The organism is Janthinobacterium sp. PC23-8 (assembly GCF_002250505.1).
GTDB lineage: Bacteria > Pseudomonadota > Gammaproteobacteria > Burkholderiales > Burkholderiaceae_D > Janthinobacterium.
Map to the genome: position 1 here is coordinate 820,723 of NZ_NJGY01000002.1, position 23,441 is coordinate 844,163.

Below are 23,441 nucleotides of genomic sequence, written 5' to 3' on the forward strand. Positions count from 1 at the left end.
ACGAAGGCGACAGCGACCGGTCGGTGCTGGGGTGGCGCATGCGCCAAAAGAAAGCCCGGCGCTTGACCGGGTCAGGAAAGAAGTGATGGTTGAATCTGGTTACTGATCTGATTCAGTCGTTCGGTGAGCGGCGGCTTGCGCGTCTTGTGCTCGCTCAGGCCTTTGCCGCACATGCTGGCAAAACGGTCTTGGTCATCGGCAGCAGCCTTTGCCTTGAACCACTCAACCATCAGCGAGTGCTGCGGCACACCCTGGCGCTCCGCATGCTCGAGCTGATCGAGCACCCAGCGGCGGAATGCCACGCCATTCGATGTTCGTGCAAACATGCCGACAAGGTGCGCGCCACGCAGGCTAAAGAGCCGAATATCGGATGGCGGCGCGCCACGTCCCAAACTGACGGCCTGAAAAACTGTCGTCATCGAGGTGGAAAATTCACGCTCGTGACGCTCAAAAATCCGCGAGACCTGGTCGCTTCGCTTGTAACCCAGTGCCACGGCGATATCGGCAGCGCTAAGCCATGTTTTGCCGTCGTGTTCGACCAAGGAAAAGTTGTGGTTATTGAATTTCAATTCATGCATGGCAGAGCCTTTCATTGAACGCCCGGCGCGCAGCCGGGCAAAGGGTTACACCAGGCTCGTATCCTGGAACGCCACGGTCGTGGCCTCGTGTTGCGCATCAGTGCCCTGGTAGCGGAGGATGTCAAAAGCGCACGTGACGATCTTGTTCTTCTCGCCGTCATCGACCTTGGCGCTGGTGATCTTGATGCGGCCCATGGCGATGGTCATCACCTCGGCCAGCGGCGCCGTGCTAGCCGCCATGGCGTAGGCCAGCGGCAGCTCGACTTCCTGCTTGAAGTAGTCGATGTATGCCGAATCCTGCATCAGCACCGTGAACTGCCCCGAGCCCAGCACCTTGCCGCGCGAGGCGGCGGTAGCAAACTTGGAGCCGATCACGGGATCGATCTTGACCTGGCCGTCCAGCGACAGCGACATGCCAGTGCAGATTTGCGACGGGATGCCGGCGACCGACAGCATCGCTGTGGCGCCGGAGAACTTGCCGGTACCAGGCGTGGCGGCAGGCGCATTGAAGTAGGCGGCCGGTGTCGTCGCGCCTTCCAGCTTGCCCATCAGGGTGAAGTCCATGCTGGTGATGCCGTTCGGCTGCACAGCAATATCGACCTTGCTCACCAGCTGGTCGATGAAGCAGCGATTCACCGCGATGCCCGGATCCTGCACTTCTGCAGTGAACCAGTCGGTGGTGTGGCCGGTCAGCGGCGTGAAGGAGCGCTTGCCGGTCGCGGTTACGGTCACCGGGTCGCCGGCGGCTTTGACCGTCATCGCCGAGCCGTCCATGAACTGACCTGCCAACACCAAGGCAGTCACCGAGGTAACGAAGAAGTTCTTGCCGTTGTTGGTGGTGGCAGTGGTGGCAAAGCCGCCGATGCGCACGACGGTACCGGCGCGGTGGCCGTCGGCGAGCCAGGAGCCAGCACTGCGCGTCAGGCCCGTCGCACCCGATGCGATGGTGGTTTGCGCCGTGGTCAGGCCGCCAGCCGTGAAGTCGCGGCGCAGCAGCGCGGCCAGCAGCACGGCGTAGGTACCGCACGAGGCCTCGCCCTTGATGGCGCCGGAGGTGCGGAAGTTGCCCAGGCGGGTGTCGCCCTGTTGCTGGCTCGGGTCGATCTCGTTGCTCGAGTACTTGTCGGCGTCCGTGTCGAACGTCGCGGTCACACGCGGGTAGAGCCGGCCGTTGGCGGCCAGGGCCTTGCTGCCTTCCGCTGGTTGCTTGCCGATAACGAGCAGGCTGTCGATGCCGTTTGCAGTGGTCATGGTGGGGATTGCCTTTCTTTGGTCGAAAAAAAAGACCGCCGAGGCGATCTGTGTGGGGTGATGCGGGTTACAGGTTGCAGAAATACCGGATCTTCACTGGCACCATCCAGCGGTCGCCATCCTCGCGACCATCGGCAATTTCCGGCGTGCGCTCGATCTGCACGGTCACGTCGTTCTTGGTGAAGCTGGCACCGCGGTGAAACAGAGCCGCGATCATCTCGGCGCGCGCACCTGCGGTAGCAGTACCCTGCCCTGGCGGATACATCAGGCTAACTTGGAAGATGCCGCGCTCCTGGCGCGAGCCATCGCCCATGGAATAGTTGTGCGGCGCAGCTGGTAGCAGGTAGGCCGCCTGGTATGGCCGGCCGGTGACTGGCGTGTACGGCACGTTCTGCCATGCGGTATCGATTGCCGGCGCGAGGCTGGCCAGGGCCGCCTCCAGCGCAGCGCGGATTGTTGGTTGGCTCATAATTTGTATGTCGAATAGCCTTGGGCGAAGTCACTTTCACTCGTACCGCCACGCAGTTCGAGCACCGACTTATCGACTATTTTTTGAAAATTCAGCACAGTCAACATGACAACACCTATCGGCGCCCGGCGCGCCCATCCATCCTCTATTCGCTTAGCATAAGGTAAATTATTGACGAGATAAATGACATCCCCTGCTTTCGCAGCCCTCATCGCATCGCCATGGGCTGCTATCGTGGCTGCACCATCTTTATCGATACGATCAAGGACGGCAGTAGCCGGTGAGCCAAGCGATAATTGCCAATTGCCCCTAAATCTGCCGCCAGCGTAACCAGGAGGCGGCTTGCGCTTCCAATATATGGCATCGCCAACAGGCGACCTACTGTCGATTTCTTTAGAAATCCCCATCGTAATGGAGCGTACAAGCAGATCTTGACTCGCCTTGGTCTTGGCGATGAACTCGCCGATCTGCATGGAAAATGAACCCTTAGCCATCAAATCCCCCTGAGTTGCAGCGTGTGCAGCACGGCCACGTCGACCGGTTCGGTCTTGCCCGCGTTCTGGATCGTGTAGCTGACGTCGCCGAACAGCACCAGGTCAGCCGTGGTCGGCGCCGGCATTGGTAAGCCGTTGCGCTGCAGCGCCGACAGCAGCAGCTTCTGGTCGCCCGCCTGAATCAGCGTGCCGTCGATGTTTTCGGCCTCGTAGGCGATTTTCACGCCCGTGCCTTCGTAGTCGGTCGTGGTGCTGGGCGCTGCGCCCACGTCGGGATCGTACACGCCAGTCACGACTCGGCGCAGCACCACGATGCCGCCCTTGCGGCGCAGCGACTGGTCAGCGCGCGCGGCGGTTTTGACGTAGTCGGTCATAAGCTATGGCACTTTCACGTAGTCATACGGCGGCGTCTCAGCGAAGCGCACCGCCCTGATCGTGGTCTTGCCGTCGATCAGCGCGCGCAGCACCCGGTGCCAGCCGTCCATAATGAAGCCCTGCTGGCACATGATGATCGGGTAGCTGGTGTCGACGTCGAGCGCGCGGCGCACGTGGTGCGCGATGCCGTAGGCCGATCCGACAGGGGTCCAGACCTCGCTGCCGGAGTAGATCGCCGACAGCGGCAGGTCGAACGGGACGAGATCCTTGGCGCGTGCGATCAGGTTGGTGACGATCCACACCTTGTCGCCCTCGCGGTAGGTGTTATCAGCGACGAAACAGCCGTCGATCTTCACTGCCGGATATGCGCTCATGCTCGTGTCACCTTCATCGAATTGCCACCACCGGTTGCGCCAAAGTACGGCACAAGGAGCGCGTCCACGGCCACGAAGCGCTCGCGCGCGTCCGTGGTGTTCTGGAAGTACTCCGTTTCCAGCGGCCCGGTCTTATCCTTCTTAATGGCGTTCGAACCGGTGTCGAGGTCTGGCAGCAGATCCTCGCCGTTACCGGCGCGCACGGCCAGGTCGATGCAGGCATTGATCACGTCGACCGGCACCGTGGTGCTTGGCACGGTGAAGCCGTCCACTGCCACGTTGTAGCGCGGCCAGTCCAGCGCCTGGCGCTGATATACGCGGCGGCCGGCCCAGCGCGTGCGGTAGGTGGCCATGAACAGCGTCGCCTTGCGCAAGGCGATCTCTTTGGAGGACTCGGCCAGCGCCGCCCAGGCGATCAGGCCCAGGCTGGCGCAGCGCGCATCAGCTGCGGCGACGCTGGCATAGGATTCGGCATTGGCCAGGCCGGCGCCGGTTTCAGTGATGAGCATGATGATCCTGATATGGAAAGCCCGCGCGCGGCAGGAGGTGCTGCATTTATGCCTTGGCGGCTTTTGCTGGCTTTTCGGTCGAGGCGGCCACCGCTGCGGCGGATGCCGCTGCAGCGGCTGCGACCGCAGTGCTCCGCTCGGCTTGGATGGTTACAAGCTCGGCGCTCAAGCGCTGCGCCTCGACTTCGTTGACCCGCGCCTGCTCGGCAACGCGCTCCTCCGCTTCGGTCAGGCGCTGGGAGCGCTCGTCCAGCGCGCGCTCGCGCTCCAGCATCTGGTCGCGGGCAGCGAGCAATTCGACCTTGGTCGGGACGTACTCAGCAACCATCGCCTCTCCTGGCGGCGCCATAGTGAAGCCGTTATGCAGGCACGCCTCACGCGCGTCGATCGGTTCCTTCTGATGCGGACTTCCGTCCGGATCGTAGCAAGTTACTAATGCCATGTGATTCTCCAGGTAAAACGAGCCGGATTTCTCCGGCCCTTGAGTTGTTTGACGGCTTAGCGCTTCGCCAGGAATGCCGAAAAGTTGATACCGGTAGCGACGGTACCAGCCACCAGCGTGCTCAGGCGGATGTAGCGTTTCAGCACGCCATTCTCTTCATTGCGGAAGGGGACGACGAAGCGACCAATGCCGGTGGGGTTATCCATCGGCACAACCAGGTTGCCCAGCACCTTCTTGGCCAGGCAAACACCCAGCGAGGTCATTGCCGCAACGCTCGATCCCTCCACCGATACGGTGTAGATTTCGTCGCCACTTGCCACCTCGATCGCCGAGACGTCCAGTACCAGGAAGCCGTCGAACAGGCCTTCGCCAAGATCGAGGATGGCGCCATCGGTGGACGCCGCGATCAGACCAGCCGCTTTCAACACGGTGGCCGCGTCGAAGGTGAGCATCGAATATTGATTTGCCATGATGTTTAATCCTTATCTTTGGCGGTAATTAGGCGACGACAGGAGCGTCGGCAATGGACCACAGGCGAGTGGCGGCGCGGCCGTTGAACACGGCGAAGCCGTTGTACCACTCGACGCGGGTGCGCAGCACTGGCGAGGTTTGCAGCTCGCCCAGGTCGCGCACGTCGACGCCACCGTTCTGAATACCTTGCACGCCACCTTCACCCAGCGAAACGACGTAGATCGAAGTCGCCGTCGCAGTGCCGGAAGTGGCCGCTTCGGTGAATGGCAGGATCGGATTTCCCAGGTGGTCCAGGTCGACCACGATAAACGGCAGGCCGTTGTACATCTCGACTGGCTTGCCGAAGGCGTCGACACCGTAGGTCAGGAAGCCGCCCACGCTGGTATTGCGCGCGGCCTGGGTCAGACGGCGGCGCATGGCCTTCGACATGACCAGATGGGTCGGATTCAATGTCTGGTCGATCGCTTCGTCCAGCTTCGACAGCGACAGCGCCGTACCGCCGGCCGTCGAGCCGGCAGCGATCATCTGGCCGCCCGTGATGCGCACCTGCAAGCCATCGAATTCACGCGGATCGGACTGGCTGTCGCCCTTGATGAATTTCTGCGTCCAGGCCAGCGACAATGCGCGCACCTTCATCGCCTCGTGCACTGAGCGCTGCTGGGCGCCCATGGTGTCGATGATGAACTTGTCGACGTCGAGGTCGCCGCCAGCGATCACCAGCGATTCGGTGATCGGGTTCAGGATGCCGGTCGACGCCGTGTAGGCTTCGTTGACGCCACGGAAGCCGACGCCAGGAAGCGATGCCTCGCGGTTGTATTTCATCGCATTACCGCTGATGGTATCGAATGGCAGGTTCATCAGGACGCCCGACGATCCGGCGTACAACTCAATAATTGCCTGGCGGATAACGTCGCCAGTTTCCAGTTTGGCCGCCTCCACCAGCGTCAGCGCACACTTGATCAGCCCTTGCCGGTACATGAACTGGCTGACCTGTACGTATGCGATTTCGCGGAGGTCATGGACGATCGCGGCCATGATGGCCGCAGCCACCAGGAAGAGTTTTTTGAACATGGAATTACCCTTTATTTTGCCCCCGCGCGTGCAGCGGTCAGCCGCTCCGTCGGGGAAAGTTTTGAGAGGTCAGCGCCACCGGCGCCGGCCTTGCCACCTGCAGCACCACCGCCGGAAGCACCCGTACCCTTGAGGATTTTGTCCTTGTTCGGGTACTGGTTGACGATAACCTGCAGCGCTTCTTCGAAATCAGCGTGCTCACCATGCCGGGTTGCGGAGAAAATCGGGTTGCCGCTGTGATCCAGTGGCACCAACTTCCCGCCTTCGACCTTGAAGCGATCGCCGAACACCTTCTGCGCGATGTCAGCGGGGATGGCCAGCTTGTCGGCAATGAACGCCGAGCTGGAGAAACTGCCCCCGATGATGTGGTCGTTCAGATTGGAAGTGAGCTTGGCGTTCTCGTCAGCCAGCGATTTCTCGCGGGCCTCAGCTGCTCGCGTGGCATCCGCCACAGCCTGTTTTGCAGACGCTGCTGCTGCGTCCTTGATCTCTTGCACCTTACCGGCTGCGATCAGGTCGCCTTCCTTGATGTTCTTGGCCAGTTCCAGCGCCTTGCGGGCCGCCTCGCCGTCTTCAATGCCGTCGAAAGCCTTCAGCTTGCCTTCGGCCAGCTCGGCACGCTCACGGTGACCTTTTGCTTCACCGTTCAGGCGCGAGATGGACGCAATCGTGCTGTCAGCGTCGAATGGAGCCTCACGGCCGTCGCCATAAACAAAGATGGGTTGCTTCTTATCACCTTCGCCGGTGGTGACGATATTGCCGTTGGCGTCGAATTTGAATGGCATGGTTGTTTCTTTCTGGGCATCCGCCCTATCAATGACCTTCCGGCCGTGCACCGCGTCGCGTCCGCTTGCGGCAATAAAAATGCCGCCTCAGTAGGCGGCACGGTAAATCGTTGGTCATAAAATGCCCGCCGGAGCGGGCTTCATGGATTCAGATATAGGGGTGGAAGCTGGATTCACTCAGCCAGTCGAAGTAAGCGCCCCGGGGAGTTCTCCCGTTTCCTTCTTTGCCGAGGCCGATACACGACCAGCCTAATGCGTTGCGCACGATGAGCGGTTTAATGATCATTTCATCTGATTCCATTGAATGTCCTTGTTCTGGCGCGCGACTTGCGACCGTTATTTGTACTTCGCCTGCAGTTCCTCCAAGGTCAGCTTGCGCCCCTTGAGGTTCATCAGGTCATTCAAGGTGATCTTGCCCGCCTCGTACATCTCGGCGCGACCCGGCCCCAGGTATTCGGCCCGCCAGGCCTTGTCCTTGCTGGCCAGAAAGTCTTTGAAGTTCATCTTGCTGCTAACCGGGCCGCCATCACTGGGGCGCGTGCTCTCGCCGGGCTCGTCCAGATCGATGCCTAAGTCCTTGAAAGACTTGGTGCGCGTGCTGAGCACACAGCGGCAGCTGAAATGAATGGCGCCCGGCCCTCCTGCCCACTCGTGTGTGTGATTAATCGGCTCCTGCCCATCCAGCGTGTACTCCTGCAGGTCACGCATGGCGCACAGCAGGCAGGTATGCGAGTCGAGCGTCGACAGCCAGACCAGGCACTCGATCAGATCGACGTTTTGCTGGAACGATGCGAGCCGCGCAGCATTGGCCACGGCCTGCACCGAACTGTGCACCAGCGCGCGCGCATTTGCGGCTGACGTTTTCAGGATGCCCTGCTCGCCCGGCGCAACAGGATCCGGCGCGGCGCCAGGCGCCGTTTGCGGGGGCGCTGGCGGTGCGCGCAACAAAGCTGCCACCTTGCTCGTTGGCGGCGCTGCAGGCGCACCAGCCTTGCCAGCCCCCAGGTCAGCAGCCTTCACGCTCTTGCCCAACACGCGCGACACGATCTGCGACGTCGTTTCACCCTGCGCCGCACCGAGGCGCACCTGGCTGGCGAAGCGGAATTGCGTATCGAGCGCCTGGCGCTTCCACCAGTCCGCCGACGGCGCGCCCTTAATCAGCGTGTCGCCGACCAGCTTTTCGAGGTAATTCGCCGGCGGCAGCTTGGCGCCCAGTTCGATCTTCAAGGCCTGCGTCAGCACCTTTGCCGTGTAATCGGCCTCGATGCGCACCATGCCGGTCAGGTTCCGGGTCATTTCGGCCTGCATGCCAGTGTAATGCGATGCGATCACCGCATTCGACTCGCGCAGCAGCGCGCCCAGGCGCTGCTTGCCATACGTGGATAACTCGCCCTCGTTCAGCTTGGCCGTGAGCTCCTTCGACATAGCTGCCATCAGCAGCAGGATCTTCTCTTGCGTGCCGGCAGAAAAGCGCAGCAGATTCAGGGAATGCACGAGGAACATCTCGGCAATCCACTCTTCGAGCGCGCCCATCTATGCCGCCATCAGAGTGGGAGTAGCCGACAGGATCCGCTCCTGCTCCGCTTCCCAGTCAAGATCCGGGGAAAGGATGCCGCGCCGCTTGAGTTCGTTGAAGTAGCTTTCAGCTGACAACAGGCCGGTCGACGCGCCTTTGAACAGAAGCTCAGCGCTGGCCTCGGCCAATGTTGCGGCGCCGAAGTCTTTGTAGACGGTGATGTGGCCACCCTCTTTTTCACCGACCCATTCAGCCATGAACTGCAACGCCTGATCAGCCGAGTCCTCGATGTTTTGCGCAACCTTCTGCAGTGCACAGGCGCCTTGTTCGTTATCGGCAATGGTCTGGGCAACGCTGGTGCCGCCGGGCTTGATGACGAGCAGCTCGGCGCCAGACTGGCGCATCTGATCCTCCAGGTCCAGCAGCACTTGCCGACCAGCAGCAACCGCAGCACCAGACATTTCGACGTACTTCATGTCAGCCTCGGGATGATCGGCCTTGACCGCGCTTCCCGCGCCAACTGCGATCTCTGCTGCCTCAAGCATTTTGGCAAACAGGATCGGCACGCTCAGTATGTGTAAGTTGGTCTGCCGGTCGCTTTTCGTCTGCCAGTGCTCGACGTTGGCATACGCCAATTCCAGCAAAGCTGGCTTGGCACTCATAAAACCCAGGCGGTTGCCGTAGACCGGCACGAATGGAATGCGGCTGATGGTGGTCACGCCACCATCGAACACGGCCCAGTCATCGCTCTTGGCACTGTCAAGCTTGCGCCATACCTGCCAACCGCCACGGTGCAGCACGCGCACTTGCTCAATGCTCTTGGTGGCGAACTCGCCGTCCTGCACCTTGACGACTTCCAAGAGGCGCAACTGCGACAGGCCCGCCGAATCATCAAGCCAACCCAAAATGTTTTTTGGGTGGATTTGCACAAAATACGGGCGCACAGCAGCGGCCAGCTCTTCTGCCTTGGTAACGTACAGCGGCTTGCCGTCCTTATTGCGCGTGGGAGGGTGATCGACCAGGATGCCGCTGAAACCGAAGCCCAGCGCCTCTTGACCGACCTCCGCCAGGAAAGAATGCAGGTTGCGACCTGTGCGATCAACATCCTCGCACCAGGCTTTGAGCTTCGCCGGCACGTCATCGCCGTAGGTGACTGGCTTGCTGAATGGTTTCGCACCAAGCACCTCGATCGTGCGACCGTATGCGGGAAACAAGGTGGCGACGGCCAAGCGAATCGTATGGGCTTCGCGATCCTCGGCTGGCCATCGCGGCATGTGGGTCTCGCCGGCAGCGCGCATGGCCTTCGTGCCGCCGAGCAGCGCTTCGATCAGGTCGCAGTGCTCATTCAGCACAGCGGCCTCTGGCGATTGCTTGCGTACGGGATGGGTCATGTAAATCCTTGTTGTTACATGCGCAGCGGCGATACCGTGGCGCCCTTCTTTGTGATCGGGTAGCGCTTCACGAGGAAGTAGCCGTTCGCGTCGCAGTTCGAGACAATTGGCGATTGCGCATCTAGCTTGAAGCAGCCGAGATCAGGCACTGTCAGGCAATACACCTCGCGAACGTCTTGCAGGGAAACATCCGTCACAAGACTTCCGCGTGCTGTAACGATTTGCCTCGAACGATGCACCGCACTTCCCGCAGATGCGAGTAACGTTGTCAAATCCGCTCTGCCGTCTGGCATGGGCTTTACATGCCTTGGAGCAGAATTTGACATCGCTGTTCTTGACGGTGCTGCTTGCGGCGAACTGCTTTCCACAGCATGAGCAAGCGGCTGGAGCTGTTGCTCGAAGAGCTGCAACAGTTTTTTGATATTGCTCTTGGTGCCACTGCTTACCGGCGTCCGATGCGTGCCATGCTTTCGTCCGCGATTGATAGGTTCTACCCATTTCGGCAATTTCATCAGCCCGCTCATAACCATGTTCGCGGTTATGCTCGTCACCGGGCAAGCACAGCAAGTTTTCAGGCTGGTTGTTGCTGCGGTCGCCATCGACATGGTGTACGTGATGATCTCCCTGAATTGCTCCGTGCCACGCAATCCAGACTGCACGGTGGAGCCGCTTTTCTCCGTCGGACACTGAGTCTTGGAAGTATTTCCCGCAAAGGTAATAACGCCTGCCCTCAAATTCTTGACAGGTTGCACTAACGACATGCACTCGTGGCCCATCAGGTCTTTCGCTTGAATCCATTCGCCGCTCCTCACAAGAAAAAGATGATCTTGCGAGCATTCTATAACGTAACCATTCGCAATCGTGATCTTAACTGTGCGTTTGGCACCAGTCTTGCCTGCGCCACGGTAAGGCACCCACTCGCCATCAGGGCCAAGAACCTCGCCGGCGACGGGCAATTCATCGAACCGATATCGACCTGCGCGCGTCTGCACCATTGTGCTGGCGGTGAAGCAGGCGTGGTCATGGCCAGACTTCTTGTCCGGCTGGCCGTCGGCGCCCCACACCTGCTGCTCCAGCGCCTCGGTCGTAGTCGGGCACAGGTCGGTATTGATCTTCCAGCGGCGCTCACCCTGGGCGTTCAGGATCATGCCGTTGTAGGCGTTGACCCGGTCCTTGACCGCAGGGTTTGAGTGGTTCACTTCGAGCAGGAAGCCCGCCTGGCGCAAAATGGACAGATCGGACTCGCTGGCGTTCTTGCTGCTGGTGTTCTGGCCGGAAGCATCCGGGAAAATCTTCACTTGGTGGCCCTTGTCCTTGAAGTCCTCCGTCAGGATCCTGGCCATGGCCGGCGTATCGCGCACTTTCACACGCTCGGCCAGTGTCATCGGCTGGCCCTCGCGAACCACGTTGATGCACGCCGTCATGTTCAGCACGTTGAAGTCGAGGCCCACCTGCAGCGGCTCACCAGGCAGAATGATCTGCGTCGTGCGGTTTTTGAAGCGGTCAAAGTCCGGATAAACCGAGCCGCTGGTCAAGTTCGTGAACTTGCCGCGCAAGTAGGCATCGATCAGCGCTGGCGGGTAGCTGGCCAGCAGCGACGGAATGTAGTCGGCGGGCAGATTGAGCTCGTTGTCGAACGTGCTCGCCTGAATCAGGCCATACAGCGTCGCCAGCTCGGGCTTGTCGCGCACCGCCTTCACGAACTGCTGGTAGACGAACTTAAAGCCTTCCGGCGTGGTCGTCACGTCGATGCCGTTGAGCAGGCCCGGCACGTTGTAGCGCATCCGCGCGATGATCTTGCGCCAGGCCGTTTGTGCCTTGAGCATCGGCATCACGTCCAGCTCATCGATCAGCGCGTGGCCGATCTTGAAGCCGACGATGGTTTCAGGCTTCTCCATAGAGCGGCAGATGACCGTGCCGCGATATAGCCGCCCCTCGTACACCTCGACCTCGTGATCTCCCTGCTTCACCTTGATGCGCAAGCCCATCGCATAGGCCACCTCCTCCATCGTGGGATAGAAGATGTCGCGGATCTGCGGATAGGTCGGCGCGAAGTAACCTTGGCTGATGCCTGGCCACTGCCAGAAATGCATGCAGATACCGACGCAGCCCACGAAGGTTTTGCCGGAGCCGAAACCCGCGACATAGGCCTTGTACTTATGGGGCAGGTTCAGGAAGGCAGCCTGCGGGATATTCAGGTCAAGCTGGATCATCGTTCTTTCGCGCCCCATCCTTGACGCCGATGATGATTTGCACGGGCGTCGGCAGCTGATCGCTCGGCTCGGCCTTGCCCTTGTTCACGTAGATATCGCCCACTTCCTTGGCGGCCTGCTCGTAGAGACTGGCCACCAGCGGCAAGTTGCGCATGTTCTCGGCCTTCTGTGCCAGTCGGGCCAGGCCGCGCAGGCGAAATGCCTTGCTGGCGATCGGGATTTCCTCGGCAGTGGCGCGGAACTTGGCCCGTGTCTCTTCGAAGATCGTTCGCCATTTCTGGCTCAGGTTGCGGCCGACGTACGTGTTCGGGTCGTACAGCGACACCTGCTGGCGCGGCACATCGAGGCCGAATTCTTCCTTTACTGCAACAGATACTTGCGTCGGCGAGTCGAAACAGGCCAGCGCTGTGACGACGTACAGCTTCACCTCGTCCTTGAGTGCGGCCATGTTTTAGTTTCCTGTAAAGCAACGTAAAGCCTACGCAGCCTTCAGCAAACAGGTTCCGCAAGCCCTCGCGATGTTGATTCTCGCCACTTCGGGCGGTGTCTTTGCTGCATCGATCATGCGCTGCACGTCCTCGCTGGCGCCGTAGCGGCGGACCACGCCGATGAACTCTTCGACATCGTGCGACCGCATGCACAGCTTCGGCAATCCGTACTTGTTGAATGCTGGCGCGCCGAATTCATCCATCTCTTGGGCGATGTGATAAAGCTCGTGTTCGACCAGGGCGCAGAATTCGGCGTCGCTGCAGGCCAAGCAATACGATGCGTCCAGGGTGATGAGGAAGTCCGGCACCATGCCGAACCAGTCGGCCATCTGCTGTTGCTGGCGGCCCTTTTGCCACGGCCCGCAGCGGAAGGTGACCTCTTCGCACTGACCCAGCACAGTGCGGCCCGCCTTCACGAACCCTTCCGGCGCCCACAGGAACTGCACGTCGGCATATTCCAGGTGGGCGTGGTCTTTGTTGTAGAGCGCGCCGCCTTCGGTGAGGATGGTTGCGCGCGCCCACTTGAGCACCTCGGGCGCGGGCAGATAGCGGTTGTTCAGTGGGTCGGTGAATTCGGGTGGCGGTACCGGGCGGCCTATGCCTGGCGCAGTTGGTTGTCTGCGCGTCATGCTATTGAGCGCCGTCGACGTCGACCATCACGGGCGGCATCGCTACGCCCATCACCCACAGCCGGACGGCGCGGCCGGCGTTCAGCGCGGCCAGTTCGTCGGCATCAGGGCGCCAGTACGACAGCACGGCCGGCAGGTCACCGACGTGCGTGCGCGTGACCGGCAGCGCGCTACATGGCAGTTCGCCCTGATCCCAACCTGCAGGTGCGCCGAGCACGTCGGTGTTCGATGGGTGTTGGATTTTTTGCATACTGGCTTTCAATGTGTCACCGCCCGTGCCAAGCAGGGCCGCGATGAATTGCGGTGGAGCCTCTTGGCCATGATGCGTCGGTGACTGCGCCCGTTTTTCAAAGCCCTGCCACTGGAGCGCGCTGGCAGTCGCAAGTGTCAGTTGTATGGGATGCCGCCGCGCCGGGCGTGCTTCATCATGGCCAGGTGTGCAGCCTCGGTGCGCTCGCGCATCCAGGCGTCAAAGCCGTCATCAGCGTGGCATTGGGCGATGAATACCGACACGCTTCCGTGCGCGGTCTCTGCCAGCGCATCGCCGGTTGCCTCACTGATGAGAATGTGCCCCGCGCGATCTGTCGCGTAGACGATGACCTCGCCACGCTCCTCATCGGCCATCGTGCACATGGCGATCGGCGCGCCGTTGAAAAATACCGTAGCCCGGTATGCGTCCGGGTCGCCTACTGTGATGCGCATGAGATCTCCTTATGCGGTGAAAGCGTGCAGCGTCGGCTTGGCCAGTGCCCACAGCCAGAGCCAGGCCAGCAGCACGAGCGCGACGATGGTGCCGCCGATCAGTGCGCCTAAGCACACCAGGGCGATGAACATGGCGCGGAAGTCGATATCGAACATGCTGGCCTCAAATAGAAAAGCCGCAAGCGCTGTGATGCGGCTGGCGGCGAAACCCGGCGTGCCGGGCAAGGAGAGCTGGAGCGGGTGAAGGGAGTCGAACCCTCGTGGAAAGCTTGGAAGGCTTCCGCTCTACCATTGAGCTACGCCCGCGAAATCTGGTTGCCGGTTACAGCGTCCGGCGCCGAATAGCCACGGTTACAACGCGCGTCGGCTGGGTGATGCATATCCTGCTCGTGGTTTTGGGCTGATTGATGCGCTAAGGCCTCGCCAGTGCCAAACTACCCGCTGCGCCGATGGCTAAATGCGCGGTAAGTCGCCTTCACATTTGCGCCGCTTGGCGCTGGGGATGGATTCTGCGCTACTTCATGGTGCACCTCCTTTTCAGGCCTGCGGCGGCATGCTCGCGCGCGCATCCGGCCAGTTCAGATTTATACGGTGTGAGTACCCTCGACGCCGCGCCGCATCCGTTCGATGGTGCGCTGTTGCAGCCAGTGCTGGGCTTCTTCAATGTGCGTCAGAGCGCAGGCGTTCGCCTTGCATGCAAACGGCCCGGCTTGGAAGCTGCGCAGGCGGTCGGCCACGATGGCCAGCAATACCTCGTGCGTGACGCCGTTGGCGCCATTCTCGGGAATCGGGCCATTCTGGAACATGAGTACCAGTTCGGAGTCCGGCGCGCCGACGGTGCTGCACGACACGTTTTTGCTGGCGTCGAAACCACCGATCTCGTAGCGATGGTTGGCGCCACCACTGCCCGGTGCATCGGTGACGGTGATCGAGATCGTATCGTTCGCAGGGTTGATCTTGTGCTCGTTGATGGTGCGCATAGCAATCCTTATTTGTGCCGCACTGGCCGGGCGGCGTACGGGTTATCTGTCGCGCTCGGCTTGCGCCTGACGCTCTGCGGCCACCAAGACCCATCCAAGTTCGCGGCGCACCTCTTCGCGCGTGGGGAGCGGCTCGGGCGGCGGCGTGCGGCGCTCCAGGTGGGCGCGGTCCAGGTGGCGAGGTGGTTTGGTGATGTGCGCCATGCCGGCCTCGAAAAGTGAATCGCCAATGCAAAAAGCCGACTCAAGGTCGGCTTCTATCTGCTCCAGCGCTATCTGCGAAGTGAGCAATATCTACGATTTTCAGGGCGAGCAGGTCCGGCGCTGGGTCGGGGTGCTGCCGCAAGTTCCGGGTATGGGCGCCCTGGCTTTCACCATGCGTAACGATTCCGGAAGAATTTTACTGAAAAACGAGTTAGGCAATAACTATACACGAAATACTGTGTTTACAACCAGTGCACACGAATATTTTTCAGTCTGCCGTGCGCAACTTTGCGTTGGCCCGGCGCGCGTGGCTGTCGCACAACGCCGTCAACTCACTCACCATGTCGAGCGCCAATTTTTTCTCGTACTCGCGCATGCCGGTGATCTCTCCGGTGCCACTGCCCTTGCAGGCCGTGCACTGGCGGTTACCCATCAGTGCAGTGACGCCAGTTCCCGCGCATTTCTTGCAATGACTATCGAGCCAGTGCGCGAGCGAGGCCTCGGCCACGCGCTTGAACAGTGGGTAGGCGAGTTGCAGGTCGGAGGACTTCACCCAGAAGCGCGCCTTGCCCTTCTCGGCCACGGCGGCGATCCAGATGCGCAACAGCTGCGCCAGGTTCTGCTGATTGCCCTCGAACTGGCGGTTGATCGTGCCGTCGGCGTACTTCACGCGGCACAGCAGCGCGCCGATATCGCCGGCTAGCGCTGCGGCGGCCAGCGGCTCAGTTTGGTGGTGCAGCGCGTCGTCCAGCAGGTTGGACGATCCGATTGAAGCGATGTAGCGGTCAGCGAATCCCATGGGTGCCTTTCATTTGTGAGCCAATGTTAACACCCATTCCCGATTTGAAATAGTGCGTTCTACGATGATTTTTCATACCCTCAATACCCCTGTTTTATTGAACTCGCGGATCGCCGCAAGTGACGCCCGGGAAATGTCAAAATTTGACACCGTGCGCAGGAAAACCATCGTTTTGCCAATGCCCTCGCGCAGCACGCGCATCTCGTCGCCGTTGACGCCAAAGGTGCCGGTGCGCTGGGCGCGCGCCTGGATTTCGGCGATCGCTTCGACCATGGCCTGAGCCACCGGCAGGATCTCGTGGCCGTCCGGCGCCGTGCGCCGCGTCATGTCGGCGTTGCTCAGCAGGTCGTAGACGTGCTGCTCCCGAAAGTGGTTTTTGCCCATCGCCTCGCTGGCCTGGAATCCCGGCATTTCGAAGGCGATGTCCTTTCGCAGCCCGGCCGGCAGCACGGCCGGCTTCTGCACGTACCGCTTGCGCGGCTTCTTGTTGCCGCTCATGCTGAGCCGCCGATCTCGATGCGTACCGCGCCCGGCTTGGCGCCGTACTCGCGCCGCAGTGTGACCGGGTCGAATCTGGCATCGTTGACGCCCAGCGCATCGGCCACGCCATCCAGCGAAGGCTTCAACGCCGCCAGCAGGTTGTCGCGGTCGCGCGCTCGGCGGTCGGGCTGGATGAATGTGATGGTCAAGGCAATGGCGCCGGCGCTGACGACCTGGCCTTGCATCGCGTTTTTCGTGAGAAGCGTGGCGCAGTCGCGCGCCTGCTTGCGCAGCGCCGATGTGGCGCCCCAGTGCAGACCCTTGCTGCGGTTCGGGTTGAGCTTGGCGCTCGGCCAGGGCAAGGTGAAGGCGATCATTGGCCAGCCTCCAGCTTGGAGGCCACGGCCAGCGTAAGCGCCATGCGCGTCGCCGCATCCCGGTCGTCGGCGATGTGGTCGACCGCCGCCCGCGTCGCGCAGTTGGCCCCAGCGCCCCAGCGGCCATACACACTACCCCAGTTGTGCAGCACGTCGACCTGGTGGTCGGCTGCCAGCCGCCCGATTGCCGCCCAGTCGCCAGCCCAGTCCGGCACCAGCGCCTGGCCACGGCTTTCGGCCGCGCCCGCCGGCGGCGTGCCGACCAGGGCGCCGTTCACCTCGGCGATATTGGACCAGCCAAGCAGCTCGGCAAGGCGTTTGTTTGCTGCGATTTTATTTTCTTGATTTTTCATTTTGAGCCTTTTGAGGCGTTTTTTTGATTGCGGATGACCTCGGGTAGCGGGCCGCTATCGTTCGTCGCGTGGCGGCCCGGCACGTGGGCGCGGCGCAGTATTTGCTGTGGGTCAGAAGCCTGCATTTCGGCGTGCGGATCAATTTGACGCACGCGATCGTTCGTCGCGCGCTTGAATTCGATGTCAGCCAGGCGCTGCTCTTCGACGGCAGCCAGGCGGGCCGCGTCCTTGGCAGCGGCGGCATCGAGCTGCATCTGCTTGATCTTGGTCAACTGCGCGCGCGCCGCTTCGTCCGGCGTTGGATCTTTTTTCCCCGCCAGAAGGCCGGCCACGGCCGGTGCGGGCAGCAGTCCCGCCCTCACCGCGCTGTCTAGCACCTCGACGTGCCGGGTCTTGTCCCATCCCACCGAGGCCACCCACTCGGCCGGGCGCCGCGCCAAGCGTGCAGCCGCCACGATGCGCTCGTACGCTTCCAGGAACGGCTTGCGCGCGCTGATCGCGCCGCTGGAGTCGAGCACCGGCCGGCAGATCCGGAACGCCTCGGCGATCTCGGTCGTCCAGACCACGCTGGCCATTTCGTCCTGGCTGGTCAGCGCGATGGCCCAGGCCTCCTCCGCACCTGGCCGGCCGTCCATGAGCTTGCAGCGCTTGGCGATGCCGGCCGGTACCGGCGCAAACTCACCGTTTTCGTCCTGGTAGGCCTGCATGGCGGCCTGCACCGTGCGCAGCGGGTAAGGCTCAAGGTTAGCCAGCCAGGCGCGCACCATGGCGGGCTCGGGAAGCGACTTGCCGTAGGCGGCTAGCGTTTCGGCCAGCAGTTGCATGAAGCGCGGGGTGTCGGCGGCGTTCATGCGGGCACCATGTCGATGATGTCGCCGGCCGGCGTGGCGGTGCCCAGCAACTCACGCATGACCCGCTCGTTCGTCTGCTCGATCGTCTCGCTGCCGGCGCTGGCGCGGGCCTGGCCGGCGTCGTTGCGGATGAAGCGATCGATGTGATCAGCATCGCGCAGGATCAGGTCCAAGCCATTGAACTTCGTGTTGCGGTCGTTCTGGCCCATGTTGTGCGGCGTCTTCGCGCAGCCACGGATGGCCCTGCAGATGTCGGCCGGAGAATAATTTTTGAGCGCCTTGGCGATCAGGCGCTTTCGTTTGCCGTCCAAGGCCGACTTTGGCGAGTCCATGACTTTTTGCCAAAACGCGAAGATCGTTTTCACGGGGTCGAGCTGGGTTTGCTCGACAAGGGGGTTTTTCTTCTGCTCTTGTTCCTGTTCTTGTTCCTGTTCCTGTTCTTGGCTTCGAAGGGGCTTGCAAGGGGCTTCGGAGGGGCTACCGAAATCCCGCATGTTTTTCATGTGAAAAAAGGGGGCATATTTCTCGTAGAAGCCGCGCAGATGCTCGCTCTCCGGCAGATCGTTGTAATCGTTTTGAATGCCGATGCAGCGCTTGTCGTCCGGCTTCAGTTGGTCGGCGATCTGGTACGCGGCCATTTCGTAGACCCAAACTACCTCCGCTTCGTGATCGTAGGCGCAAAACCCGGCTTCAATGGCTCCTTGAAGGCCCTTCGAAGCCCCTTCCATGCCCAGGCCTGTTTCGTGCGCGACAGTGACGATCGACAGGTAATACAGGCCGAGCATGTTTGAAGTAGGTGCCGACATCAGGTACATGCCGACGACCAACGATTCCATGCCCTGCTTGCGCAGCGCCTTGCCCGTCTTGCCGATCCAGAATTTAGGGCTGACCTTTGCATAGTCACGCATGGCCGCCCTCCTGCGCACGCGCTGCGCCGAACAGTGCAACCACCGGTGGCTCACCGTCCAGGCGCGGCTGTGTAGCGATCAGATGCGCCCACGTCTCGCCTGCAAGCACCTTTTCTACGGTGCGTACGTGCACGCCCATGCGCGCGGCCAGCGCCCCATTGCTCAAGTTGTCGCGGATGTGGGCGCGCAGGTCCTGGCGCTTTTCCTGCGCCGAGCGAATCTCGCGCACCTGGTCATCCGTCAGTTTCGTTTGCGAAAGCGCCTGGCCGCGCGGCGCGAACTCATATGCGCGCATCAGGTAGTCATCACGATTCATGGCGGCTCTCACGATTCACGCTCCGCATCCAGCGCCTCGAAGTCAAACAGTGTAGGCATGCTCACCTCGCGCTCCATCGCCTGGCAGTAGTGCACTTGGTCGGTGAAATATGCCGGGTTCAGTTCGCTGCCGGCGCCGCGGCGGCCCAGCTTCATCGCGCGCACGGGCACGGTACCCAGGCCGCAGAATGGGTCGTAGATCACCTCGCCCGGGTTGCTGTAACGGCCGATGAGGCGGTCCACAATATCGATCTGAAACGGGCAAACATGCTTTTCGACCGCGCGCGCCGACTGCTCGCCGTTCAAGGTGCGCATGCGCACGATGTCGTGCCACACGCCCGGATCGGCGCTGCCCGGCGCCAGGCTGAGATAATCCGCCGGCAAGGCCTTCCCGGCCAGCAGCGCCTCGCCCACCTCGACGTGGTATTCGTAGTTGTAGACGTTGTCCAGAGACATGCTGGTGAACATCTTGGCCAGCTTGCCCGGGCCAAAGCTGGCCAGCTCGGCCGCGCCCAGCAGGCGATCGCCACTGGAGCGCCAGAACGCATGTGCGTCGACCTGCCAGCGCGCGACGCTGTAGCCGGTGCCGGGAATCGGCGCGGCCTTGCGATCAAACGGGATCCGGTCGCCGGCATCGTCCAAGCACATCGGCTTCGCCTTCGTGACCGGCGTGTCGGCATAGCCGCGCGAGCGGTCCGTCTGCGGTTTGTGGAACAGCAGGATGTACTCCGGCGAGCCGACGCCCATCTTCGTGCCGTCCTTGCACACCTCGGAATAGCCCAGGCGGTAGGTCTGGTTGTTCTCGCGCACGACGTCGGTCACCACCGTGATCATGCCCATGTAGTCGAAGCCGTGCTTGATGCCGTGGAAGATCGCCTCGGCGTGGAACGGGCTGACCGTCGGGATGCCGGCGCCGGTCACGTTGCCGAAGTTGATGCGGTCCTTGACGTGGCATGCGTAAATGCGGCCCGGCTGCAGGATGCGCAGCAGCTCGGGCGTCAGGAAGTCCATCTGCGCCCAGAAGTGGTCATTGTCCTGGGTGTGGCCGAAATCGTTGTAGCTGGGCGTGTATTCGTAATGGTTGGCGAATGGAACGCTGGTGATGATCATGCCCACCGAATTGTCCGGCTGCTGCATGGCTTCCAGCACGCAGTCGTTATTGGCCACCGAGAAACGTTCGCCGGCCACCACCGCGCGCTCGACGCCGATGGTGCGCGCCAGCGAATCTTGCATCGACAACTGGTCCAGGCCGTAGTTGCGGATGATCTTGCCCATCGTTTCCTGCATTTCGTCGTGGCGGCGCCATTTCTCCATCAGGTCGGCCAGCACCTTGCGCTCTACCTCCGTGTGGATGATGTCGATGCGCACGGCGTGCTGCTGCTGGAAGCGCTGGACGCGGTGGACGGCCTGGATAAAATCGTTGAACTTGAAGCCGATACCCGCGAAAATCTCACGATGGCAATACACCTGGAAGTTGCAGCCGCTGCCGGCGATGATCGGTTTTGTCGACAGATCCTTGATCTTGCCGTCGCTGAAGTCAGCGATGCGCTGCTCGCGCTGCTCCAGGTCCTGCGTGCCCCACACGCTGACCACGCCGGGCACGGCCGCCTGGATGGCGTGGCGCTCGTCCTCCAGGTCGTGCCAGATCAGGAAGTGATCATCAGGATCCTCGGCCATGATCTCGACCACCTTGGCGACGCGCGCGGCCATGCTGTCGCGCTTCTCGCCGGCGGCGGCCGACAGGCCCATGGCCACGTTCGGGATCAGGAGGCCCTGGCCGTTCTTCTCGGCGCCGGCAGTGTCGTAATTGCTCGGCACCTCGTGGAAGCGCACGTCCAGCGCCGGCAGGTCGTAGCCTTCGTCCGAATGGCCCAAGTCGCTCGGGCGCTGGATGAAGACGGCCCAGCTGGCAACCCACAGCCAGAATTCCTGTTCCTTGTGCGGGTACAGCGTCAGGTTGCCGGCCTTCTCGCTGTCGCGCTGGAAAAAGCGCGTCAGGGCCTGGCCCGTGTCCATCACGCCCAGGAAGCCCGCGTAGTGGATCAGTTCCTTGAAGCGGTTCGGCGACGGCGTGGCCGTGTAGACGAATTTGAACTCGACCTGCTCGAACAGCGGCAGGAACTCCTGATAGGTCTTGCTGCCGTAGCTGCGCAGCACGCTGGCCTCGTCCAGGCCGACGGCGCGGAACTTGCGCACATCGATCTTGCCCTCGCGCACCGATTCGTAGTTTGTCAGGTAGACGACGTCCTGGCCGTCGATCTCCGCGTCCGTGCGGATAAACCGCACCTGCACCTCATATTCGCCGGTGAAGCGCTTCGCGGCCTCGCGGATGAACTCCTGGCGCACGCCGAGCGGCAGCACGATCAGGCGCAGGCCTGGCCGGTGAATGCCGATCTGGCGCATCACCTCCAAGTTGGTCGATGTCTTGTGCAGGCCGAACGAGGCGAAGATGGCCCGCTGGCCGCCAGCCAAGGCCCAGCGGACGATGTCGCGGGTGTGCGGCTTGAGGCCGGGGTGGATATCGGCCAGTGGCACGTCGAAGCCTTTGCGCTGCGCCAGCTTGATCTTGGCGCGCAGGAATTCGCTGTACGCGGCTTCTTTCAGGTGTTTTTGCTCTTGCGGGCTAAAGGCGCTCATGGGTGTTCCAATGTAGGTGGTGTGGTGACAGGCGCTGCTGCAGCGTCCCGCTGTTCAAATAAGAGTTGCGCGCACTCATCCATCAGCTCGGCCTGCGTGCCGTAGCGCGTTTCGAAGCGGGCCTTCCATGGATGAACCGCAATCAGGGTTTTATCTTCGCCGGTGCCGTCCTGGTGGTGACCGGCGCAAAGCGGCAGCACGAGCTGGTGGCAGCCAGGCTTCGTGCGGCCGTCGACGTGATGGATGCTGACGTGCGTATTGAAATTGCCGTCTTTCTTGCAGGCGACGCAGCCCAGCGCGGCAAGGCGGGACCACAGCAATTTCTCGGCGGCCGTTACGGCGCGCTCTTTCGATTTCAAGCCGGCCTTGCGCTTCGGCGCCGTGCGCTGGTGCGACTGCAGGGAGAGCATGCCGGTGCTGGCCATGGGCGAGGCGCGCTTGAGCTTTGACACTTCGCGCACCTCGATGCACTCGCCACGGGCGAAGGCAGTGCGCTTGAGGCCGGCGCCTGGCTTCATGGGTGAGCGCTTCATCGACGAGCCTCCCTGTCATCCGGTCGTGTTACGATTCCATTTTGCTTAGGAGGAGCCATGCAAAATGAGCGAGATTCCTGTCGCGCTGATTGCGAGCGAAGGGGAATAGCCTGGGCGCGGGCAATTCTCCCAACTATGGTTGAGGGTGTATCCAAGACTGCTGTGCATGAATGGATCGAAGAAACGGATCGCGCAGAGAAAGCTGCTACCGATGCCCGGCAGTTCGCTCTTGCGGAGCGAAGCACTCGTGCGTCCGAAACGTCATCGCAGGCATCTGTCGAGTCTGCCAAGACCTCTGGCACCGCAGCTCGTGCTGCCATTTTCGCCGCCGCAGTTTCGTTCTTTGCGCTCGTGGTCGCGGTAGCGGCGTATTTCAAGCAGTAACTCATCGCACCACCGCCAATCTCGCTGCGGCAATCCCGCGCGCCATGACGTTGTAGCGCGCAAAGCGGCTCGCGCTGTGGTCGCCGCCATCGTGGAGGGCGTAGGCCTTGAGTGCCCTCACGATTGATCCTCCATCGCGCGCTTGATGCCAGCGCCATCAAGGCCTGCAGCCTTGCAGCCCAGGCGAGTAGCATGGAAGTAGGTCATTTCGTTGGCGGCGCGGCCAGCCGTGGCGAGGCCAGCGGCCACCAGGCGCTGCATGGCCTCGTGCGCCTGCCCACCGCCGGCGGCATAGTAGTTACGCCAGCCCCACTTGGATTTCGGGTATTGCTTCACGGCGCCCAGCATGTGCTGCAGCTTGGCGAGGTCGCCAGGCATGATGGCGTCGCGGACGGCCGCCAGCGCGCAGGCGGCGCATTTGCCGTGCTGGGATAGTTGCTTGGCGGTGCTGGCCTTGCCGCAGGCGCAGAACTTGCGGATCAGCGAGAAGGCGGGCGCGGCCTGGTTTGCGATGTGGGCGCGATCATTTCTTGCTAGGTCGTACATCATGCTAAGATTCCTTTTTGATAAGGACTGGTGATATGCGAATTTCTCAAGAATGCGGACACGATGGCTGGGACATATACACAGCATGTCGCGAAGACAACCCAGAGAACTGGAAGCCAGGTGACCCGATCAGATTTGCCGCACATGGCTTTGCTGAATTCGCACGCCCCCATCATTTCAGCGGCACTTGGTCCGATAAGAAACGCCAAAATCATCCGCTTAGTGGCGAGTTGCACTTTTACGAGTTCAATGAGGCGCACAATGCTATCGAAGCAAAATTGCGCGAAATGGTCGACATGCTTAAAGTGAAGTAAGG

The 23,441-nt window shown here is 61.6% G+C and carries 34 protein-coding genes, 1 tRNA gene and 1 pseudogene; 2 read left to right on the plus strand and 34 right to left on the minus strand.

All coding sequences use genetic code 11. The annotated features are described in order from the left end of the window. Positions 1 to 71: 71 nt before the first annotated feature. The 33 genes and pseudogenes from CD932_RS18760 to CD932_RS18910 form a co-directional block, all read right to left on the minus strand. A complete protein-coding gene (locus CD932_RS18760) occupies positions 72 to 578 on the minus strand; it encodes a BRO family protein (protein ID WP_094444274.1) in 507 nt (168 codons plus the stop codon). 45 nt (positions 579 to 623) lie between these two features. Next, positions 624 to 1,829, minus strand: coding sequence for a phage tail tube protein (locus tag CD932_RS18765; protein ID WP_094444275.1), 1,206 nt, complete (start codon positions 1,827 to 1,829; stop codon positions 624 to 626). 67 nt (positions 1,830 to 1,896) lie between these two features. Next, positions 1,897 to 2,298 (minus strand): phage tail terminator-like protein, encoded by a 402-nt coding sequence (locus tag CD932_RS18770; RefSeq protein WP_094444276.1) that lies wholly within the window; start codon positions 2,296 to 2,298, stop codon positions 1,897 to 1,899. Next, positions 2,295 to 2,792, minus strand: coding sequence for a hypothetical protein (locus CD932_RS18775; protein WP_094444277.1), 498 nt, complete (start codon positions 2,790 to 2,792; stop codon positions 2,295 to 2,297). Before CD932_RS18775 ends, CD932_RS18770 begins: the two co-directional genes overlap by 4 nt. After that, positions 2,792 to 3,166: a hypothetical protein gene (locus tag CD932_RS18780; protein WP_094444278.1), complete on the minus strand. Its 375-nt coding sequence runs from the start codon at positions 3,164 to 3,166 to the stop codon at positions 2,792 to 2,794. The genes CD932_RS18775 and CD932_RS18780 overlap by 1 nt, the downstream gene beginning before the upstream one ends. Positions 3,167 to 3,169: 3 nt before the next feature. Next, positions 3,170 to 3,541 carry a hypothetical protein gene (locus CD932_RS18785; RefSeq protein WP_094444279.1) on the minus strand — a complete coding sequence of 124 codons (372 nt, stop codon included), beginning with the start codon at positions 3,539 to 3,541 and terminating at the stop codon, positions 3,170 to 3,172. Next, positions 3,538 to 4,050: a DnaT-like ssDNA-binding protein gene (locus CD932_RS18790; RefSeq protein WP_094444280.1), complete on the minus strand. Its 513-nt coding sequence runs from the start codon at positions 4,048 to 4,050 to the stop codon at positions 3,538 to 3,540. The genes CD932_RS18785 and CD932_RS18790 overlap by 4 nt, the downstream gene beginning before the upstream one ends. A 46-nt stretch (positions 4,051 to 4,096) precedes the next feature. Continuing rightward, on the minus strand, positions 4,097 to 4,492 hold the full coding sequence (locus CD932_RS18795) for a hypothetical protein (protein ID WP_094444281.1): 396 nt from the start codon (positions 4,490 to 4,492) through the stop codon (positions 4,097 to 4,099). Positions 4,493 to 4,548: 56 nt separating this feature from the next. After that, positions 4,549 to 4,962: a hypothetical protein gene (locus tag CD932_RS18800; RefSeq protein WP_141213305.1), complete on the minus strand. Its 414-nt coding sequence runs from the start codon at positions 4,960 to 4,962 to the stop codon at positions 4,549 to 4,551. 28 nt (positions 4,963 to 4,990) lie between these two features. Then, a complete protein-coding gene (locus tag CD932_RS18805) occupies positions 4,991 to 6,034 on the minus strand; it encodes a major capsid protein (RefSeq protein ID WP_217907315.1) in 1,044 nt (347 codons plus the stop codon). 11 nt (positions 6,035 to 6,045) lie between these two features. Beyond that, positions 6,046 to 6,819, minus strand: a complete 774-nt coding sequence (locus CD932_RS18810) for a DUF6651 domain-containing protein (protein ID WP_094444283.1) — start codon at positions 6,817 to 6,819, stop codon at positions 6,046 to 6,048. A 148-nt stretch (positions 6,820 to 6,967) separates the two neighbouring features. Then, positions 6,968 to 7,120, minus strand: a complete 153-nt coding sequence (locus CD932_RS28975) for a hypothetical protein (RefSeq protein WP_176461051.1) — start codon at positions 7,118 to 7,120, stop codon at positions 6,968 to 6,970. 35 nt (positions 7,121 to 7,155) lie between these two features. Further along, positions 7,156 to 8,352, minus strand: coding sequence for a hypothetical protein (locus CD932_RS18815; RefSeq protein ID WP_094444284.1), 1,197 nt, complete (start codon positions 8,350 to 8,352; stop codon positions 7,156 to 7,158). Beyond that, a complete protein-coding gene (locus CD932_RS18820) occupies positions 8,353 to 9,726 on the minus strand; it encodes a DUF4055 domain-containing protein (RefSeq protein WP_094444285.1) in 1,374 nt (457 codons plus the stop codon). Between the two features lie 141 nt (positions 9,727 to 9,867). Next, the gene (locus CD932_RS29790) at positions 9,868 to 10,563 is read right to left on the minus strand and encodes an HNH endonuclease signature motif containing protein (RefSeq protein WP_094444490.1); all 696 of its coding nucleotides are present in this window, start codon (positions 10,561 to 10,563) and stop codon (positions 9,868 to 9,870) included. Between the two features lie 188 nt (positions 10,564 to 10,751). Beyond that, a pseudogene (locus tag CD932_RS29795) lies at positions 10,752 to 11,957 on the minus strand (terminase family protein); the annotation flags it as partial. Continuing rightward, the gene (locus tag CD932_RS18835) at positions 11,926 to 12,387 is read right to left on the minus strand and encodes a DUF2280 domain-containing protein (protein ID WP_094444286.1); all 462 of its coding nucleotides are present in this window, start codon (positions 12,385 to 12,387) and stop codon (positions 11,926 to 11,928) included. The pseudogene CD932_RS29795 and the gene CD932_RS18835, both read right to left, overlap by 32 nt. A gap of 30 nt (positions 12,388 to 12,417) precedes the next feature. Beyond that, positions 12,418 to 13,056 carry a putative metallopeptidase gene (locus CD932_RS18840; protein WP_254926663.1) on the minus strand — a complete coding sequence of 213 codons (639 nt, stop codon included), beginning with the start codon at positions 13,054 to 13,056 and terminating at the stop codon, positions 12,418 to 12,420. 1 nt (position 13,057) lies between these two features. After that, entirely contained in the window at positions 13,058 to 13,306 is a 249-nt protein-coding gene (locus CD932_RS18845) for a hypothetical protein (RefSeq protein ID WP_094444287.1), read from the minus strand. A gap of 137 nt (positions 13,307 to 13,443) precedes the next feature. Beyond that, positions 13,444 to 13,758: a hypothetical protein gene (locus tag CD932_RS18850; RefSeq protein ID WP_094444288.1), complete on the minus strand. Its 315-nt coding sequence runs from the start codon at positions 13,756 to 13,758 to the stop codon at positions 13,444 to 13,446. A 9-nt stretch (positions 13,759 to 13,767) separates the two neighbouring features. Then, entirely contained in the window at positions 13,768 to 13,914 is a 147-nt protein-coding gene (locus CD932_RS28980; protein ID WP_176461052.1) for a hypothetical protein, read from the minus strand. A gap of 76 nt (positions 13,915 to 13,990) precedes the next feature. Then, positions 13,991 to 14,064: transfer RNA gene (locus tag CD932_RS18855), tRNA-Gly, on the minus strand. 278 nt (positions 14,065 to 14,342) lie between these two features. Continuing rightward, positions 14,343 to 14,738 carry a hypothetical protein gene (locus CD932_RS18860; protein ID WP_094444289.1) on the minus strand — a complete coding sequence of 132 codons (396 nt, stop codon included), beginning with the start codon at positions 14,736 to 14,738 and terminating at the stop codon, positions 14,343 to 14,345. A gap of 42 nt (positions 14,739 to 14,780) precedes the next feature. Beyond that, positions 14,781 to 15,029, minus strand: a complete 249-nt coding sequence (locus tag CD932_RS18865; protein ID WP_094444290.1) for a hypothetical protein — start codon at positions 15,027 to 15,029, stop codon at positions 14,781 to 14,783. A gap of 181 nt (positions 15,030 to 15,210) precedes the next feature. Continuing rightward, complete coding sequence (locus tag CD932_RS18870) at positions 15,211 to 15,741, minus strand: hypothetical protein (protein ID WP_094444291.1); 531 nt, start codon at positions 15,739 to 15,741, stop codon at positions 15,211 to 15,213. A 72-nt stretch (positions 15,742 to 15,813) separates the two neighbouring features. After that, positions 15,814 to 16,239, minus strand: coding sequence for a hypothetical protein (locus CD932_RS18875; RefSeq protein ID WP_094444292.1), 426 nt, complete (start codon positions 16,237 to 16,239; stop codon positions 15,814 to 15,816). Beyond that, entirely contained in the window at positions 16,236 to 16,598 is a 363-nt protein-coding gene (locus CD932_RS18880) for a hypothetical protein (protein WP_094444293.1), read from the minus strand. Before CD932_RS18880 ends, CD932_RS18875 begins: the two co-directional genes overlap by 4 nt. Further along, a complete protein-coding gene (locus CD932_RS18885; RefSeq protein WP_094444294.1) occupies positions 16,595 to 16,951 on the minus strand; it encodes a hypothetical protein in 357 nt (118 codons plus the stop codon). Before CD932_RS18885 ends, CD932_RS18880 begins: the two co-directional genes overlap by 4 nt. Beyond that, positions 16,948 to 17,802 carry a hypothetical protein gene (locus CD932_RS18890; RefSeq protein WP_094444295.1) on the minus strand — a complete coding sequence of 285 codons (855 nt, stop codon included), beginning with the start codon at positions 17,800 to 17,802 and terminating at the stop codon, positions 16,948 to 16,950. The genes CD932_RS18885 and CD932_RS18890 overlap by 4 nt, the downstream gene beginning before the upstream one ends. Continuing rightward, positions 17,799 to 18,710, minus strand: coding sequence for a hypothetical protein (locus CD932_RS18895; RefSeq protein WP_094444296.1), 912 nt, complete (start codon positions 18,708 to 18,710; stop codon positions 17,799 to 17,801). The genes CD932_RS18890 and CD932_RS18895 overlap by 4 nt, the downstream gene beginning before the upstream one ends. Continuing rightward, complete coding sequence (locus CD932_RS18900; protein ID WP_094444297.1) at positions 18,703 to 19,026, minus strand: hypothetical protein; 324 nt, start codon at positions 19,024 to 19,026, stop codon at positions 18,703 to 18,705. The genes CD932_RS18895 and CD932_RS18900 overlap by 8 nt, the downstream gene beginning before the upstream one ends. Before the next feature lie 8 nt (positions 19,027 to 19,034). Then, positions 19,035 to 21,662, minus strand: coding sequence for a DNA methyltransferase (locus CD932_RS18905; RefSeq protein WP_094444298.1), 2,628 nt, complete (start codon positions 21,660 to 21,662; stop codon positions 19,035 to 19,037). Next, positions 21,659 to 22,195: a Ref family recombination enhancement nuclease gene (locus CD932_RS18910; RefSeq protein ID WP_254926664.1), complete on the minus strand. Its 537-nt coding sequence runs from the start codon at positions 22,193 to 22,195 to the stop codon at positions 21,659 to 21,661. The genes CD932_RS18905 and CD932_RS18910 overlap by 4 nt, the downstream gene beginning before the upstream one ends. Positions 22,196 to 22,252: 57 nt before the next feature. Between CD932_RS18910 and CD932_RS18915 the strand changes: the two genes are divergently transcribed. Next, entirely contained in the window at positions 22,253 to 22,579 is a 327-nt protein-coding gene (locus CD932_RS18915) for a hypothetical protein (RefSeq protein ID WP_141213306.1), read from the plus strand. A 117-nt stretch (positions 22,580 to 22,696) separates the two neighbouring features. Here the strand turns inward: CD932_RS18915 and CD932_RS18920 are convergent, their stop codons facing one another. Further along, positions 22,697 to 23,128 carry a hypothetical protein gene (locus tag CD932_RS18920; protein ID WP_094444300.1) on the minus strand — a complete coding sequence of 144 codons (432 nt, stop codon included), beginning with the start codon at positions 23,126 to 23,128 and terminating at the stop codon, positions 22,697 to 22,699. A 32-nt stretch (positions 23,129 to 23,160) separates the two neighbouring features. Between CD932_RS18920 and CD932_RS28380 the strand changes: the two genes are divergently transcribed. Further along, on the plus strand, positions 23,161 to 23,439 hold the full coding sequence (locus CD932_RS28380) for a hypothetical protein (protein WP_141213307.1): 279 nt from the start codon (positions 23,161 to 23,163) through the stop codon (positions 23,437 to 23,439). Positions 23,440 to 23,441: the final 2 nt, after the last annotated feature.